General features: G+C 67.2%; 12 protein-coding genes. 6 read left to right on the forward strand and 6 right to left on the reverse strand.

What is annotated here, in order from left to right; genetic code table 11:
• Positions 1 to 4 precede the first annotated feature (4 nt).
• The gene (locus tag FRZ61_RS14255) at positions 5 to 865 is read right to left on the reverse strand and encodes a carbohydrate ABC transporter permease (RefSeq protein ID WP_151118362.1); all 861 of its coding nucleotides are present in this window, start codon (positions 863 to 865) and stop codon (positions 5 to 7) included.
• Between the two features lie 82 nt (positions 866 to 947).
• A complete protein-coding gene (locus FRZ61_RS14260; protein WP_151118363.1) occupies positions 948 to 2,573 on the reverse strand; it encodes an extracellular solute-binding protein in 1,626 nt (541 codons plus the stop codon).
• 478 nt (positions 2,574 to 3,051) lie between these two features.
• Here FRZ61_RS14260 and FRZ61_RS14265 point away from each other — a divergent pair, with 478 nt between their 5' ends.
• The 4 genes from FRZ61_RS14265 to FRZ61_RS14280 all read left to right on the forward strand — a co-directional run bounded on the left by FRZ61_RS14265 (position 3,052) and on the right by FRZ61_RS14280 (position 8,411).
• Positions 3,052 to 4,068, forward strand: coding sequence for a LacI family DNA-binding transcriptional regulator (locus FRZ61_RS14265; protein WP_151118364.1), 1,017 nt, complete (start codon positions 3,052 to 3,054; stop codon positions 4,066 to 4,068).
• A 172-nt stretch (positions 4,069 to 4,240) separates the two neighbouring features.
• A complete protein-coding gene (locus FRZ61_RS14270; RefSeq protein WP_151118365.1) occupies positions 4,241 to 5,701 on the forward strand; it encodes an FAD-dependent oxidoreductase in 1,461 nt (486 codons plus the stop codon).
• A complete protein-coding gene (locus FRZ61_RS14275) occupies positions 5,698 to 6,882 on the forward strand; it encodes an NAD(P)/FAD-dependent oxidoreductase (RefSeq protein WP_225308810.1) in 1,185 nt (394 codons plus the stop codon). Before FRZ61_RS14270 ends, FRZ61_RS14275 begins: the two co-directional genes overlap by 4 nt.
• Entirely contained in the window at positions 6,879 to 8,411 is a 1,533-nt protein-coding gene (locus FRZ61_RS14280) for a trimethylamine methyltransferase family protein (protein WP_151118366.1), read from the forward strand. Before FRZ61_RS14275 ends, FRZ61_RS14280 begins: the two co-directional genes overlap by 4 nt.
• A gap of 16 nt (positions 8,412 to 8,427) precedes the next feature.
• Here the strand turns inward: FRZ61_RS14280 and FRZ61_RS14285 are convergent, their stop codons facing one another.
• Together FRZ61_RS14285 and FRZ61_RS14290 are read right to left on the reverse strand one after the other, a co-directional pair.
• On the reverse strand, positions 8,428 to 9,438 hold the full coding sequence (locus tag FRZ61_RS14285) for a methyltransferase (RefSeq protein ID WP_151118367.1): 1,011 nt from the start codon (positions 9,436 to 9,438) through the stop codon (positions 8,428 to 8,430).
• A gap of 37 nt (positions 9,439 to 9,475) precedes the next feature.
• Positions 9,476 to 10,129, reverse strand: a complete 654-nt coding sequence (locus tag FRZ61_RS14290; RefSeq protein ID WP_191909022.1) for a DUF1062 domain-containing protein — start codon at positions 10,127 to 10,129, stop codon at positions 9,476 to 9,478.
• Between the two features lie 486 nt (positions 10,130 to 10,615).
• On the opposite strand from FRZ61_RS14290, the gene ydiK reads away from it, so the two are divergent.
• The gene (gene ydiK, locus FRZ61_RS14295) at positions 10,616 to 11,710 is read left to right on the forward strand and encodes an AI-2E family transporter YdiK (protein ID WP_225308811.1); all 1,095 of its coding nucleotides are present in this window, start codon (positions 10,616 to 10,618) and stop codon (positions 11,708 to 11,710) included.
• A 15-nt stretch (positions 11,711 to 11,725) separates the two neighbouring features.
• Here the strand turns inward: ydiK and FRZ61_RS14300 are convergent, their stop codons facing one another.
• Together FRZ61_RS14300 and FRZ61_RS14305 are read right to left on the reverse strand one after the other, a co-directional pair.
• Positions 11,726 to 12,955, reverse strand: coding sequence for an amidohydrolase family protein (locus FRZ61_RS14300; protein ID WP_151118369.1), 1,230 nt, complete (start codon positions 12,953 to 12,955; stop codon positions 11,726 to 11,728).
• A 15-nt stretch (positions 12,956 to 12,970) separates the two neighbouring features.
• The gene (locus FRZ61_RS14305) at positions 12,971 to 14,989 is read right to left on the reverse strand and encodes a CocE/NonD family hydrolase (RefSeq protein ID WP_151118370.1); all 2,019 of its coding nucleotides are present in this window, start codon (positions 14,987 to 14,989) and stop codon (positions 12,971 to 12,973) included.
• Between the two features lie 134 nt (positions 14,990 to 15,123).
• Between FRZ61_RS14305 and FRZ61_RS14310 the strand changes: the two genes are divergently transcribed.
• On the forward strand, positions 15,124 to 15,936 hold the full coding sequence (locus FRZ61_RS14310) for a helix-turn-helix domain-containing protein (RefSeq protein WP_151118371.1): 813 nt from the start codon (positions 15,124 to 15,126) through the stop codon (positions 15,934 to 15,936).
• Positions 15,937 to 15,969: the final 33 nt, after the last annotated feature.

Consider the following 15,969-nt stretch of genomic DNA (forward strand, 5'->3'; position numbering starts at 1 on the left):
CCGCCTACTGCTTCAGCGCGCCGAAGGTGAGGCCGCGCACCAGGTATTTCTGGATCGCGATGCCCATCACCACCGGCGGCACGGCCGCGATCAGCCCCAGCGCCGCCTTGGCGCCATAGAGCTGGCCGGTCATGGAGGAAGAGAGGCTGGCCATGTAGACCGGCACCGTCACCCATTCCTTGGTGGTGAGCAGCAGGCCGATCAGGTAGTCCGACCAGTTGAGGATGAAGACGAAGAGCGCCGAGCTCGCCAGCGGGGCCCGCATCACCGGCAGCGTGATGCGCATGAAGACGCGGAAGCGCGAGCAGCCTTCGACCAGTGCCGCCTCCTCGATCTCGCGCGGCATCTCGTCGAAGAAGGTCTTCATCAGCCAGAAGGCGAAGGGCAGCGTGACGATGCCATAGACCAGCGCCAGCCCCCACCAGCTATCGACCAGGCCGAGGAAGCTCCACATGATCATGATCGGGATCATCACCGCCATCGGCGGGAACAGGCGGAGCTGCACCAGCGCCAGCGGCAGGTTGCCGCCGACATTGAAGCGCGAGAGGCCGTAGGCCGCGGCGGTGCCGCAGACCATGGCGATCAGCGTGCCGAAGATCGAGGAGAGCAGCGAGGAGATGACCGGCCGCACCGCGGTCTTGTCCAATGCCACGATCAGCTCGGAGGTCTCCTGGCCGAAGATGAAGCGGAAATTGTCGAGCGTCGGCTGGCGCGGCCACCAGGTGAGGTCGGCGCCGCTGGCCGTCCATTCCGGGATCGGCTTGAAGGCCATGGTCGCCATCCAGACGATCGGGATGAGCGTGATGGCGACCGCCGCCAGGATCAGGGCGTAACGCAGCAGCTCGAAGGAAAGGGAACGCTTCATCGTGAGGGGCGGCCGGGTCTCGGGTAACCGGGAGAAAAGAAAGGCCGGGCAGCGTCCAGCACTGCCCGGCCCCTCGGTCGGATCAATCCAGGATGGTCGGCCAGGCGGCCTTGTTGGTCTTGATCGCCTCGACGATCTTGTCCTCGCCCACGCGCCGCGTGATCTTCTTCCACTCCTTTTCCGTGTCCTTCATCGCCTCTTCGGGCGTCTTGGACTTGGTCAGGGCGGCGACGAGATTCTCGTCGAGCGCGCTGTGATAGGCGGTGGCACCCGGATAGTTGATGGTCGGCACCGCGCGGGCGATCGTGTCCCGGATCGTCTGCACGTGATAGGCGTGATAGGTCTCCTGCACCAGCGGATCGTCGAAATTGGCGAGCTGGAACGGATCGAAATAGCCGGCGGGATTGGCCGTCATCCAGCTATAGATCCGGCTCGAGCCCAGCCACTGCAGCAGCAGGTAGCAGACCTCGGGATACTTGCCCTGGGTGGAGATCGACGCGGTCATGTTGAGCCACAGCACCGAGCGGCTCACCAGCTTGCCGTCGATCTCGCGTCCCGGGGGCCGGGCCGAGGCCATCTTGCCCGTGACCTTCGAGCCTTCGTTGCCGGGGTTGTCGAGGAACTTCGGCATGTTGGAGAAGGCGCAGGTCATCGCCGCGCCGCCGGCCGCCATGTTGCCGTACTGCTCCGGCCAGCCCCAGGAGATCGCGTCGGGCGAATGGTATTTCAGGCTGTCGACATATTCGGTCGTCGCCTGGATGCCATGCTCGGAGTTGATCAGCGGCGTGCCGTCATCCTTGAACAGATACTGGTTGGGCGAGGCCAGCGAGACGAAGCGCTGATACCAGTTGGTGTAGCCCCAGCCCTGGTTGCGCAGGTCGGTGCAGCCGAACAGGCCCTTGTCGGGGCGGTGGAAGAACATCGCGACATCGTCGAGCTGCTTCCAGGTCTTCGGGAAGGCGAGGTCGTAGCCGTATTTCGCCTTGAAGGCCGACTGCTCGTCCGCGCTCTCGAACAGATCCTTGCGATAGACCCAGCACTGGAAGTCGCCGTCGAGCGACACGCCGTAGGTATGGCCGCGGTACTCGTTGAGCAGCGCCACGCCCTGCTTACCGCCGACATAGCCGCGGCCGGGCTCGTCCCATTGCGGCTTGTACTTCTCGACATACTCGTCCATCTTCACGAGGCCGTTGGTCTCGGCCAAGTCGCCCAGCCGGTTCCACTCGGTCGCATAGACATCGAACGACCCGCCCTTGGTCGAGATGTCCTGCATCGTCTTGGTGAACTCTTGGCCGGAAGGAACGCCGACGATATCGAGCGCGATGCCGGTCTCCTTCTCGAACAGGTCCTTCACCGCCGGGGCGCCGTCGGGGAACGGCTTGGTGAGCTGGCCCACGGAGCCGTCCGACAGCATCATGTTGAGCTTCTTCGGCGCCTTGCCGGCGCCGACCAGCGCCTTGATGCCCTCGATCGCGCGCGATTCCGGCGTGTCGGGCCCGTACTGATAGCGCTCGCATCCCGCGAAGCCGGTCGGGCCGCCCACCATGCCGCTCGCCAGCCCGCTATCGGCGCGGGCCGGACGGATGGTGAGGAAACGAGGCGCAATGCCGACAGCCGCCGTGATGGCGGCGGTCGAGCCCGCCGCCTTCAACAGGCGACGGCGGCTGAGCGATGAACGCAATCCGGATGTCTTGGCACTCCAGGCCATGGATCAGTCCTCCCAAAGTTGGGGTCTCGTCGCCCCGTTTTGATGGAAAGATTGATGCTATTTGATGCAATTCCTGTCAACAAAAAAGATGCAGAGCGCCTAGTATTTGATCATTATGTTGATGCGAGCGGCGGGAAACCGAGGTTTCGAGGCCACCGTTGACCGGGATGGCATCGGACGTCAGGGGAAAGCCACGCTCGGCATATGGGAATAAGTCATTGACAAAAATAAAAAATAATCGATTCGAGGGCGGCCTTCAGCCGAACCCCAGGCAAGATTCCTCTGATTCCGCAAAGGCTTGCCGTGCCTTATTCCTAGGCGTTGACAAATAACATCATTTTACATCATTATTCCGGGCAGCAGCACGCTGGAGACAGCCGAGAGTGATAGAATATCGGCTCAAAAAAGCGGCTCACCGACCTGCCATGACGCCGTGATGGGGTCGGAACGGATTGAAATGATGGGTTGAACACACCGCATGCGAACCACCATTGCCGATATTGCCCGCGAGGCCGGCGTCTCGACCGCAACCGTGGATCGCGTGTTGAACAACCGCGAGGGGGTCAAGGTCCGCACCCGCGATCGCGTGATGACCGCGGCCGAGCGGCTGGGCTATCTCGAAGGCATCGCCCCGCCGAGGGACCAGGGCGATCTCGCGCTCGATTTCCTGCTGCCCGGCGGCTCCAACACCTTCATGAAGATGCTGGCGGGCCATCTCGAGGAGATGGCATCTCAGCGCCAGAAGGAGGCCGTCATCCGCGTCCACACGATCGAGGGCTTCAACCCCGATGCGCTGGCGGCGCGGCTCCATGCGATCCGCGGCCAGACCCACGGCGTCGGCGTCATCGCGCTCGATCATCCGACGGTGCGCGAAGCGATCCGCAATCTCTCGGTCGAGGGCGTGCCGGTCCTCACATTGGTGTCGGACATCTCGAACGTGCCGCGCGTCGGCTATGTCGGCATCGACAACCGCGCGGCCGGCCGTCTCGCCGGCCATCTGCTGGGGCGTTTCATGGGGCCGGGACGCGGCAAGGTCGCTCTCTTCGCGGGCTCGCTCTCCTATCGCGGCCACGAGGAGCGCGAGATGGGCTTCCGCCATATGCTGGCCGAGGCCTTCCCGGCCCTCACCATCGTCGAGCTGCGCGAGATCCGCGACGATACGCAGCGCGCCTATCAGGAAGCGCGCACGCTGCTGCGGACCTATGACGATCTCGGTGGCATCTACAATATCGGCGCCGGCAATCGCGGCATCGCCCAGGCGCTCGAAGAGTCCGGCCGCGCGCGGCAGGTCGTGTTCATCGGCCACGAACTGACCGAACATACCCGCCGCTTCCTCCTGTCCGGCATCATGGATGCGGTGATCGACCAGAATCCGCGCGTCGAGGCGCGCGAGGCCGTCGACCGCCTGATCCGCGCCGCGCGCAACGACAACAGCCAGCGCGCCGTGCCGGTGCGCATCCAGGCGATCTTCCGCGAGAACATCCCGGAGATCTGACGCGGCCGGCTAGCGGCGGCCGTGTCGCCGGACCGGCGAACCCTGGCTGGAAACCGTCGGCTCCGGGCAAGCGCTACCCGCATTGAAAACCCTTGAATTTGAATACGTTGTTCGCTGTCGCCCCGGCGGCTAAGCTGCCGTCCATCGCCTCCTGGCTTTCTCGCGGCCGTTCATGAGCCTCTGCACCGACCCCTATTCCGTCACCGGCAAGCCGCCCGAGATCGCCGAGCATGCCGTCCTCCTCGTCGTCGGCGCCGGCGAGGCCGGCATAGGGGCGGCGATCGCGGCGGCGCGATCGGGTACGCAAACCGTGCTCATCGACGAGCATCCGCTCGACCCGGCGCTCTTCGGCCTCGACGTGCCGTTTCATTTCGGCCAGCGCGCCGACGGCTCGGTGCAGAACCGGGGCCGCGCGCTCGACCAGATCGTCCAGGCCCATCCCCGCCTCGACGAGGCCTTCGAGGCCGGCGTCGACGTGAGACTCGGCGTCACCGCCTGGGCCGGGTTTGTTAACGGTCCGACCTCGCATGCGCTGACGAAGCCGGTGGTGGCGCTGGCTGACAGCCAACGCTCCTGGCTGATGAGCTTCGACCGGCTCGTCGTCGCGGCCGGGCGCCGCGATCTGGGCTTCGCCTTTCCCGGCTGGGAACTGCCGGGCGTGATGGGCGCCACGGGCCTCCACACATTGCTTTGCCGCTATCGCGCCTTCGCCGGGCGGCGGATCCTGATCCTGGGCGGCGGCCGTCTCGGGCTCGAGACAGCGCTGGAAGCCCACCGCCAGGGGCTCGAGATTGCGGCGATCGTCGAGGCGCTGCCGGCCTTCCCGGCGCCGGCGAATCTTCTGGCGGAGGCGAGAGCCGCCGGGATCGAACTGATGGCCGGCACGATCATCACCGAAGCCCAAGGCGGTGCCGCCGGCATCGAGCGCGCCCGTCTCGTGGCGCTCGCCGACGATCTCTTGCCGATCGCCGGCCGCGAGCGCGTGGTCGAGTGCGACACGATCTGCCTGGCGCTCGGCGCCGTGCCCAATGTCGAGCTGCTGGACCAGCTCGGCTGCAAGATGACCTATCGTTCCGACAGAGGCGGCCATCTGCCGCTGCTGACGCCGGAAGGCCGCAGCTCGCTGGAGACCGTGTTTGCGGTCGGCGATTGCGCCGGCATCGCCGTGGAGGCCGATGGGTTGGAGCGCCTCGCTATCTGGTCCCGCGCCCAGATCGCGGTGAGCGGGATCGATGTCACCGTCTGCCAGTGCGAGGAGGTCAGCCGCCGCGATTTGATCGAGGTGAAGCCGCCGCGCTATCTCGAGCGCGAGACCCGGGGTCTCAAGACGCGCAATCTGCAGACCCTCTTGGCCGACGGGCCGGCGAACCAGGACCAGATCAAGCGCCTGACCCGCGCGGGGATGGGCGTCTGCCAGGGCCGGCGCTGCCGCGAGCAGGTGACTGCGCTGTTGTCGCTCGCCGGTGAGACCGCCCCGGCCCGGGTACCGCTGCCGAGCCATCGCCCGCCGCTGCGGCCCCTGCCGCTCTCCGTATTGCAGGATCGCCACGAGCATCCGGGCATGCGTTCCGGCTGGGATGTCTGGTTCGGCATCGACGGCCAGTTCGATCCCTACTGGGACATCAAGTCGTGACCGTGAAGGGCGCGCAGGTCGTCATCGTGGGCGGTGGCGTCACGGGGCTCAGCGCCGGCTGGTGGCTGGCGCGCCAGGGCGCCGAGGTGCTGGTGCTGGAGAAATTCATCGTCGGCTGGGAGGCTTCGGGCCGCAACGGCGGCGGGGCCAGCCATTCCTTCAGCCCGCTCTTCCTCGAGGAGCAGCGGCTCTGGCCGCAGATGGACGAGCTCCTGGGCTATCCCACCGAGTTCCAGCCTTGTCGCGTGCGCATCGGGCTGACCGACGAGAACATGACGATGTTCAGGCGCCAGATGGCGATCGCGGCGCGCCAGGGCTTCAAGGCCGAGTTGCTCACGCCGCAGCAGGTGCGCGAGCTGGTGCCGCTCGCCGGCGACAATGTCATCGGCGGCGCCTTCTACCATTATGGCGGCCATGCCAACCCGCAGCGCACGGTCCAGGCCTATGCCTGGGCGCTGCAGGATCTCGGCGGCCGCATCCTGCAGCATTGCCGCGTGACGGGATTTCGGAGCCAGGGCGGGCGCGTCACGGCTGTCGAGACCGATCGCGGCGAGTTCGGTTGCGACAGCCTCGTCATCGCAGCGGGCCCGCAACTGGGCGAGCTGGCGGGGCAACTCGGCGCCGAGGTACCGGTGGCGCCGGCCCGCGCCGAGATGATCGTGACCGAGCCCTTGCCGCTGATGAAGCATGGCGGCACCGACGGCAATGCGCTCTATGGCCGGCAAACCCTGCGCGGCAATCTCGTCTTCGGCGGCGGCCCGCATGAGTGGCTCGACGAAGCGCCTGTCGGCGCCAGGCCGGCCACCACGCCGCTGACGCGCAACCTCGCCGGGCGCTTGCTCGAGCTCTTCCCCAAGGCCGCGCATGTCCGCGTGATCCGGAGCTGGGCCGGCATCGTCGAGAACACGCCCGACGGACGGCCGATCCTCGACCGGCTCAAGACCGTTCCCAACACCGTGGTCGCGACCATGTCGAGCATCGGCTTCGGCCTGTCGCCCGCGAGCGGGCGCGCGATCGCCGATCTCGTGCTGCAGGGCCGCTGCGATTTCGCCGACCTGACTTCCTGCCGCCTCGACCGTTTCGCCAATCTCGATCCGGACTGGCGACAGGACCGCAGCTGGATCTCACCCGACGCGCGAGCCTCGAGCGCCGGCTCACCCTTGAGGACATCGCAACCATGACCGAATCCGGTCGCGACCGGCGCATGCGCGAGCGGCGCGCGGGCCAGCCGCATCAGCTCGCCTGGCGGCGGGTCGTCAACCGCCTCAAGCCCGTCGAGATTCTCGATGAGGAGCAGGTCGAGCGCATCCATGCGGCGAGCCTCCGGCTGCTCTGGGATCTCGGCATGGAGTTCCAGAACCGCGAGGCGCTGGAGATCCTGGCGCGCAATGGCGCCGAGGTCGATTTCGACAGCGGCATGGTCCGCTATCCGAAGGAGGTCGTGGAGCATTTCGTCGGCCTCGCCCCGGCCCGGGCCGAAATCTATAGCTGGAACCCCGAGCGGCGCGTGGGTGCCGGCGAGCGCGAGATCATGTTCTGCGGCGTCGGCGGCCCGCCCAACTGCTCGGATCTCGAGCGCGGCCGGCGGCCCGGCACCTATCAGGACCAGTGCGACCTGATCCGCCTCGAGCAGTCGCTCAACGCGCTCCATTGCTGCGGCGGCACGCCGGTCGAGGCCATGGACCTGCCCGCCGACAGCCGCCATCTCGACACGCTCTTCGCCTTCCTCACCCTCACCGACCGGCCCTTCTTCGGCCGCGCCATCGGCCGCACGCGCCTCGCCGATGCGGTCGCCATGGTCGCGATCGCGCGCGGGGTCGAGCCCGAGGCGCTCATGGCCGAGCCCGGCATCATGTCGGTCGTCAACATCAACTCGCCGCGCCGCGTCGACAAGGAGATGGCGGCAGGGCTGATGCAGCTCGCCCGCTCGCGCCAGCCCGCGATCGTGACCCCCTTCACACTGCAGGGTGCCATGAGCCCGGTCACCTTCGCCGGCGCCCTGGTGCAGCAGAACGCCGAGGCCTTGGGCGGCATCGTCTTCCATCAGATGGTGCAGCCGGGCGCACCGGTGCTCTATGGCGGCTTCACCTCCAACGTGGACATGAAATCGGGGGCGCCCGCCTTCGGCACGCCGGAATATGCGCGCGCGGTGCTGGCCGGCGGCCAGATGGCACGGTGCTACGGCCTGCCCTACCGCACCTCCAATGTGAACGCCTCGAACGCCGTCGACGCGCAGGCCGCCTATGAGAGCCAGATGTCGCTCTGGCCCGCGATCATGGGCGGGGCCAACCTGATCCATCATGCCGCGGGCTGGATGGAGGGCGGGCTCTGCGCCTCCTTCGAGAAGATGGTGCTCGATGCCGAGATGCTGCAGATGATGGGCGAGTTCCTGCAGCCCGTGACCGTCGATGACGAGCAGATCGCCCTCTCCGCCCAGGCCGAGGTCGGCGTCGGCGGCCATTTCTTCGGCGCCGCCCACACGCTGGAGCGCTTCGAGACCGCCTTCTACCAGCCGCTCCTCTCCGACTGGCGCAGCTTCGAGAACTGGCGCGAGGCCGGCAGCGTCGATGCCACCCAGCGTGCGCTCAAGATCTGGAAGTCGCTGCTGGCGAGCTATCAGCCCCCGCCGCTGGATCAGGGACGGCGCGAGGCGCTGCAGGCCTATGTCAGCCGCCGCAAGGAGGAGATCGGGAAGCGAGGGCTGGAGTAGCGTTTCGAAAGCGCCGTCAGCTTTGCCTGGTCGCGGCGATGATCCCGCTCCCCGTGGACAGGGTCACCCGCTGCATATCGCTGCATCCCGCCGCCAACAGCCATTCGCGATGTTGCGCTTCCGTGTAGGCGGCGCCCGCCTCGTAGAGGTTCATGAAAGTCACGTTCAGGAACACCGCGCTCCTGGGTGACACACGGCTATCGTCAAGAATGCCGCCGCCCATGATGTAGAGGGTGCCGCCGGGTCGCAGGGCCTTTGCCGCATTTGCAATAGCGCGCGCCGCATCGGCCTGCCCCAGTACCTGAACCAGCGCCCGCAGCACGACCGCATCGTGAGTGCCGCCGGGCGGCGCCCGCAGGATGTCGCCGGTCTCGATCGTCACACGATCGCCGCCGGGCGTTGCAGCCAGGATATCGGCCGCCAACGCGGCGGTGCGGGGCAGATCGAACAGGATGCCTTTCAGTCCGGGGCGCGCATCGCAGAGCGTGGCCACCAGCCCGCCCGATCCGCCGCCGATATCGACGACCGACCGGCAGCGGGAAAAATTGAAGCGGCGCAGTAGTTCCCGACCCGACGCGATGGCTGTGCCATGCATGCCTCGCAGCATGGCAGCCATATCCGCATCCGACGCCGCCGCAAAGTCATGCAATGCCGCCGGCCGACCCGAGCGCACGGATTGTGCAGTCAGCATGTCGGCATGCCAAAGCTGGTTCAGAAGCTCATGTACACCGCCGACATAGTCGGGCCGCCCCTTCACGAGGAAGCTTGCCGCTTCCGGTCCGTTAGCGAAGCCGGTTTCGCGGGTTTCCAGCAGCCCCACGGCGACCAGGGCATAGAGCAGACGCGCCAACCTGTCCTCTGCAACACCCAGCGTCGCCGCAAGTTCGGCGACGCTGCGCGGGCCGCCAGCGAGCTCGCTGAACAGCCCGAGCTGCATGCCGGCCAGCATGGCGAAAGCCGCCGGCACCTCGGCCTGCAGCCGCTGGATCGTGTCGGGCGTTACTGCGCCCTCCGGATTGTCGCTCATCCTGACCTTGTCACCGCGGCGGCCCGTTACCGGGCCGTCAGTCCGATCTGTCGATGATACAAGCTGGATTCACCTTGTCACAGGAATCTTCCCCGGCAATGCGGGCGGCCATCGACGGCGCTTCAGCGGCGAAGGCCCGCCACAAGTCGACCACGATCGTCTGACCGTCACGAACCTCCTGGCTGAGAGCACGTCGCGTCGCCGGCAGCAGAACCAGCCCACCGGTCTCGGCAAGCTGCATCAGCCGGCTTCGGGACAGACCCAGCTCGCCGGCCAGGAATCTATCCAGACGCAGGCCGCAGGCGTAGGGAAGCCGGATCGCGATCTCGGCGACAGCAGGGTTGTCGGTATCGCCTGTGATCCGCTGCCTCTCGACCGCCAGATCGGCGAAGCTCTCGACCTCAGCGCAATACCGGGCCAATCGCACCAGGTCGAAGGCATGGCGGCGGGCCAGCGTCGCATCATTCTCCGTCAGCGCGCGCAGCAGCGCGGGCTCGATCGCGTTGACCGGGCAGCGCTCCAGCACGGGAAAGTTCCAGCTCTGCTCGCAATGGGCGCAGCGATAGACGAGCCAGGCATCAAGGCGCTTCTTCTGCGCGTTGACGCGGAACTTCCCGCTGCAGACGAAGGGTCTCCGGGCATTGCAACGGGCACAAGGAAGCCAAGGGCGGGGAAGCTTCAGCGGCGTCACCAGCCACCGGACCTGCAAGAGAGAACGCATACCGACGACAGCCTTCCGATCGGGAAGTGCTGCAGAGCGGGATGCTGAAGAAAGGCCCGGGGGACGGGCCGACGGTCAGGCGATGGATGAGATGAAGGAGCCGGTGGAGAGATTCGCCGAAAGAAGCCGGTCGTGTAAAGCGTCCGGCGCACGGGGGGCGAAGCCGAGGCATCATCTGCCTTCCCGATCTCAGCCCACCGTCCTGCGCACGAAAACGCCCGGTCGAACCCCTGGCGCCTTCGCGGCAGGGTTCACCCGGGCTACGGGGAAACACTGAGATCGGTCAGAGCGACGGCAAAGTCATCCTCATCGGCGGCAGGAACGGGCGCGGACTTTAGGGAAACAGTCCCCTTCCGTCAACCGGAGCCCGCCGCTTGCCGACCCGTCAAATCCAGCCATGGCGATCCTTTCTGGGGTAGGCTTGTCCTGCCGATCGACAATGCGGGAGCTGGAGCGGTGTCCATCCCCAAGCCCGATCTCACGCGCCTGACCCTGGCGATCCTCTTCATCGCCGGAATGATCGCGGCCTCGTTCTGGATCCTGGCCCCGTTCCTGCCGGCCACGATCTGGGCCGCGACGCTGGTCGTGGCCACCTGGCCGATCATGCGCCGGGTCCAGGCCCGGCTCTGGAACAGCCGCGCGCTGGCCGTGACCGTGATGACGATCGCGATCCTTCTGGTCTTCGTCATGCCCTTCTGGCTCGCGATCGACACCATCGTGAAGAACTCCGAGCAGATCGCCCACTGGGGCGAGTTCGTCACCACGATGCAGATGCCACCGCCGCCCGCCTGGCTCGGCGATGTGCCGCTCGTCGGGCACCGGGCCGTGGAGATCTGGCTCAAGATCGGCGATGCCAGCTCGCAGGAGCTGCTGCAGCGCATCCGGCCCTATGCCGTGACCGCGACGCAATGGTTCGTCGGCGCGGTCGGCAGCTTCGGCATGGTGCTGCTCCAGTTCCTGCTGACGCTGGCCGTCTCCGCGATCATGTTCACCAAGGGCGAAGGGGCGGCCGACATGGTCGTCCGCTTTGCCCGCCGGCTCGCGGGCGAGCGCGGCGTGGAATCCGCGCGGCTCGCCGCCCAGGCGATCCGCGGCGTGGCCCTGGGCGTGGTGGTGACCGCGCTGGTGCAGACGGCCATCGGCGGCCTCGGGCTGGTGATCACAGGCGTGCCCTTCGCGCCGATCCTCTGCGCGCTGATGTTCATGTTCTGCATCGCGCAGATCGGCCCCGGCCTGGTCGTGATCCCCGCAGTCATCTGGATGTATGTCAGCAACGACGCCGGCTGGGCGACGGTGCTGGCGGTGTTCGGCATCCTCGCCATCAGCCTGGACAACGTGCTGCGGCCGCTCCTCATCAAGAAGGGCGCGCATCTGCCGCTGCTGCTGGTGCTGGTCGGCGTGATCGGCGGCCTGATCGCCTTCGGCCTGATCGGGATCTTCATCGGCCCGACCGTGCTGGCGGTGGCCTATACCCTGCTGCAAGCCTGGGTCGCCGAAGGCGACGCCATGGAGGCCCGGCCGACCGTCACCAGCGATCCGCCGCCGCCATAACGGATCGGGCGGCGCCTAAAGGAACGCCGTCGGCTGGCCGTTCTGCTTGTGCACGCGCCCGCCCTTCATCACGAAATCGACCGTGCGCAGGGCCGTGATGTCCTCCAGCGGATTGCCGCGGACGGCGATGATGTCGGCAAGCTTGCCGGTCTCGAGCGAGCCGAGCGCGGCTTCCTGCCCCATCATGGTCGCCGCACCCAGCGTCGCCGCGCGCATGGCTTCGGCCGGGCTGAAGCCTGCCGCCTCCACCATGACCTCCACTTCCTGCATGTTGTCGCCGGCATGGTTGCCGGGCGTGCCGGCATCCGTGCCCATGGCGATGTTGACCCCGCACTCGTGCGCCAGCTTCATGTTGGCGACGCGGATCGCGTTGACCTCCTGGTAGCGCGCCCGGATATGGGGCTGGACCCGCGCCGCGAAGGCCGGGTCCTTGAACATGGCGGGCGTGGTGCAGAGGGTGGGCACCAGCCAGGTCCCCTTCTCCTTCATCATCAGGTAGGTATCGCGGGTGCCGAAGCTGCCATGCTCGATCGAGCGGCAGCCGGCCTCGACGCAATTGCGGATGCCGCTGTCGGCATGGGCGTGGGCCGCGACATAGGTGAAGTTGTCCGTGGCGATGGCGACGGCCGCCTCGATCTCTTCGGGCCGGAACTGGATCGCGTCGGAGCGCTCGTATTTCGTCGAGGTCACGGCGCCGGTGGCGAGCAGCTTGATGAAGTTGGCGCCCTTGGCGAGCTGCAGGCGCGCCGCATGCTGGACCGCGACGGGCCCGTCGCATTCCTCATACATGCCGCGATAGTAGGGCGTGCTCGAGGAGGTGATGGTGAGGATGCGTCCCGAGCAGAACAGCCGCGGCCCCTCGATCCGGCCGGCATCGATCGCCTCGCGCACGGCGATCTCGTGATGGTCCCAGCCGCCCACGTCGCGGGCGGCGGTGATGCCGGCCATCAGCATCCGCCGCGCGGCCCGGGCCGCATAGATCGCGATCTCGCCCGGCAGCGCATTGTTCCAGAGGCCGCTGACATCCGCGGTCTCGGTCTTGACGCAAATATGGACATGGCAGTCGATGAAGCCCGGCAGCAGCCAGGCACCGTCGAGATCGATCGTCGGCGCAGGGGCCGGCGCCCGCCCGCCGACGCTGGCGATGCGATCGCCCCGGATCTCGATATCGCCCGCCTGGAAGCGGCCGGCCCTCACGTCGTAAAGGCGGCCGTTCCGCAGCCAGGTCGAAGCCGCCTCGCTCATCTTCCCTCCGCCTCTTCAAACGAGGTCGCGCCTGACGGTCTCGTCCCAGTTCTTGGAGAAGATGCGCCGGCCGCCTTCGAACGCATCCAGCGTCGCGGTGACCTTGAAATTCTCGCGATCGCTGGTGAGCATGATCCGGCTTTCGGCCGACACCTGCCAATCGCCGCGCCCATAGCTGCGCTTCCAGTGCGTCACCGTCCTGGCCGAGGTCGGGTCGTCCGGCAGGATGGTCGAGCGGTGGTCGCGCGTGATCCGGATCGTGAGGTCGATATCCTCGATCCGGAACAGGCCGGTATCGTCCACCCGCTGGAACAGCGTCCCGCCGGTGCCGACATCGGTGGAGATAGTGCGATGCGGCGCACCCGCTTCGAGCACGGTCTTGCGCAGGGGCGCCGAACCTTCGGAGGGCGGGAACGGTGCCAGCTTCGCATCCTCCGCCCGCTTCGGACGGACCGGCAGGCTGAGACGGCTCGAGCCCGCCCGGACGCTCAGGGTGGCGGCCTCCGGCGAGGGCCAGGCCGTGATCCAATAGGCCGAGGACAGCGCGATCCGGATCCGGTTGCCCGCTGCGAAGCGCTGGCCGGCCTCGCAGAGGCGCAGGCTCACCTGGTAGAAGCGCCCGGGCTCGAGCGCCGTCGGATGCTCATGGCTCTCGCGATGGGTGAGATTGAGCAGGCCGTAAGTGATGCGGCGGACGGCGCCGTCCGGCAGCACCTCGCAGAGCGTGCAGGCGACGAAGGCATTGGGCTTGTCGGCCGCGATCTCGAGATCGAGGGTCGGCGCGCCGAGCACCTCGATATCCTGGGCCAAGGGCGCGGTGTCGAAGATCAGCGAACCGCCCGCCTCCATGCGCTGGTCGAAGGACATGTCGTTGCCGACGCCATAGGGGCACCAGTTGCCCGAGGCGAGGCCCACCGTCTGCGGCGACTTGATCGACAGCACGGCGCCTTTCGGCTGCTCGCCTTCGACCAGCCGGCCCTCGACCAGCGACCAGGGCTGCGTCTTGATGCGCGGGCTGGGCCAGCTCTCTTCCGCGACCCAGCGGCCCGGTTTCTCCGCGTAGCTGGGCTTGGGCGCGATCGGCTCCTCCATCCAGGCGCGCAGCATCGGCTCCTTCATGATTCCGGTGTCCTTGCCCTTGAGCCACTGGTCCCACCAGCGCAGGCATTCCTGCAGGAAGCCGATCTCCGGCCCCGGCAGGCCGAAATGCGGATAGCGGTGCGCCCAGGGGCCGACCAGGCCCTTGCGCGGGCATTTCAGGTTCTTGAGCAGCCGGAAGATCGCGTTGGAATAGCCGTCGGCCCAGCCGCCCACCGCATAGACCGCGCACTGGATCGCGTCATAGTCCTCGCAGACCGAGCCATGCTTGTAGAAGGCGTCGCGGCGCTGGTGCTTGAGCCACTCGACGAACCAGAGCCCGTCGCCCTCGAGGCGCTCGAGCCACATCTCGCGCCAGCGCTCGCCCACGATCGCCGGATCGGGCGGCGCGGCATTGATCGAGAAGATGGTCGAGCCCCAGGAGAGCTTGTCGCCCAGGAGGCAGCCGCCCATGAAATGGATATCGTCGGCATAGCGGTCGTCGGTCGAGGCGATGGTGACGATCGCCTTCAGCGCCTTGGGGCGCCGCGCCGCCACCTGCAGCCCGTTGAAGCCGCCCCAGGAGATGCCGATCATGCCGACCGAGCCGGTGCACCAGGGCTGGCGCGCGATCCAGTCGATGACCTCGAGCGCGTCGTCCTGCTCCTGCTTGAGATACTCGCCGAGCAGGATGCCGTCGCTGTCGCCGGTGCCGCGGATATCGACACGCACGCAGGCATAGCCATGGCCGGCGACGTAGGGATGGGTCAGGGCATCGCGATCGGCGGTGCCGTCGCGGCGGCGGTACGGCAGATATTCGAGGACCGCCGGAACCGGGTCGCTCGTCGCATCGACCGGCAGCCAGATCCGGGCCGCCAGCTTGGTCCCGTCGGACAAGGGGATCAGGACGTCGTCCCGCATCTCGATCTTGCGGGGAAATTCGGTCACGGTGCGCATCGCCAACCCTCTGATTAAAGGCAATTCTCAATGGTTTGCAGAAAGCCCGTCCGGGCGTAAAGTTCGCGACCTTGACCGAGATTGAGCGAGTTTATGCTGCCTGGCGCCGGGCGGCCTTGGGACCGGAGCTTTCGATGACCGCCTCGCGGGAACGCCAGACCGAAATTCTGGCGGCCAATCTGCGCTTTGCCTGCAGCCATCTGCCGTCGGTCTCGGGCATGTGCCGCGAGGTCGGCCTCAACCGGCAGCAGATGAATAAGTATCTAAGCGGCCGCAGCCAGCCTTCGGCGTTCAACCTCCGCCGTCTCGCCGGCTATTTCGGGATCCAGCCCGAGGACATGACCTCGCCGGCGGAGCGCTTCGCCGAGATCTGGCGCCAGCGTGTCGATCTGCCGGCGGCCGCCCTCGAGGGGCTGCGGGTTCCCGCTCCCCTGCGCCGCGCGCTGATGCGCCCCGAGAGCGCGATCGAGCGCTTCCTCGGCTTCTATCATTGCCATATCCACTCCGGGAGCTGGCCGGGCCACATCATCCGCTATGTCATGTCGCTGCGCCGCTCGGGTCCGTGGGTCGTGACGAAATCGCTCGGCCGCTATCCGAGCGAGCCGGAGACCGGCATGCCCTATCTGATGAAATGCGAAGGCATGGCGACCCTGCAGGGCAGCCTGCTCACCATCGTCGAGCAGGTGTCGCTGTGGCCGGGTGCACTTTCCACCACGATCCTGCGGCCGATCCACCGGTCCGACACCGGCCTGCTGACCGGCGTCTGCGTCGACGCGCCGGCGCGCGGCCGCTCGCCGGTCGCGAGCCGCATCGTGCTGCGCAGCCTGGGTCGCCAGCCCGACCTGCGCGCGGCGATCTCGCAATGCGCGATCCTGCCGGCCCATTCCAACACGATCGACCGGCGGATCCAGCGCCTGCTCGCCGAGCCGGTCGAGATCCGCGGCTAGATGTGAGCTTTCAACAGGTTGTCCATCCGGCCC

The sequence above is a fragment of the Hypericibacter adhaerens genome, assembly GCF_008728835.1.
In the GTDB taxonomy this organism is placed as follows: domain Bacteria; phylum Pseudomonadota; class Alphaproteobacteria; order Dongiales; family Dongiaceae; genus Hypericibacter; species Hypericibacter adhaerens.

Bases quoted from the DNA above. Each gene is read 5' to 3' on its own strand.
- FRZ61_RS14285 (WP_151118367.1), bottom strand. From the start codon at position 9,438: ATGAGCGACAATCCGGAGGGCGCAGTAACGCCCGACACGATCCAGCGG.
- FRZ61_RS14310 (WP_151118371.1), top strand. From the start codon at position 15,124: ATGACCGCCTCGCGGGAACGCCAGACCGAAATTCTGGCGGCCAATCTG.
- FRZ61_RS14255 (WP_151118362.1), bottom strand. From the start codon at position 865: ATGAAGCGTTCCCTTTCCTTCGAGCTGCTGCGTTACGCCCTGATCCTG.
- FRZ61_RS14260 (WP_151118363.1), bottom strand. From the start codon at position 2,573: ATGGCCTGGAGTGCCAAGACATCCGGATTGCGTTCATCGCTCAGCCGC.
- FRZ61_RS14300 (WP_151118369.1), bottom strand. From the start codon at position 12,955: ATGAGCGAGGCGGCTTCGACCTGGCTGCGGAACGGCCGCCTTTACGAC.
- FRZ61_RS14270 (WP_151118365.1), top strand. From the start codon at position 4,241: ATGAGCCTCTGCACCGACCCCTATTCCGTCACCGGCAAGCCGCCCGAG.
- FRZ61_RS14305 (WP_151118370.1), bottom strand. From the start codon at position 14,989: ATGCGCACCGTGACCGAATTTCCCCGCAAGATCGAGATGCGGGACGAC.
- FRZ61_RS14280 (WP_151118366.1), top strand. From the start codon at position 6,879: ATGACCGAATCCGGTCGCGACCGGCGCATGCGCGAGCGGCGCGCGGGC.
- FRZ61_RS14265 (WP_151118364.1), top strand. From the start codon at position 3,052: ATGCGAACCACCATTGCCGATATTGCCCGCGAGGCCGGCGTCTCGACC.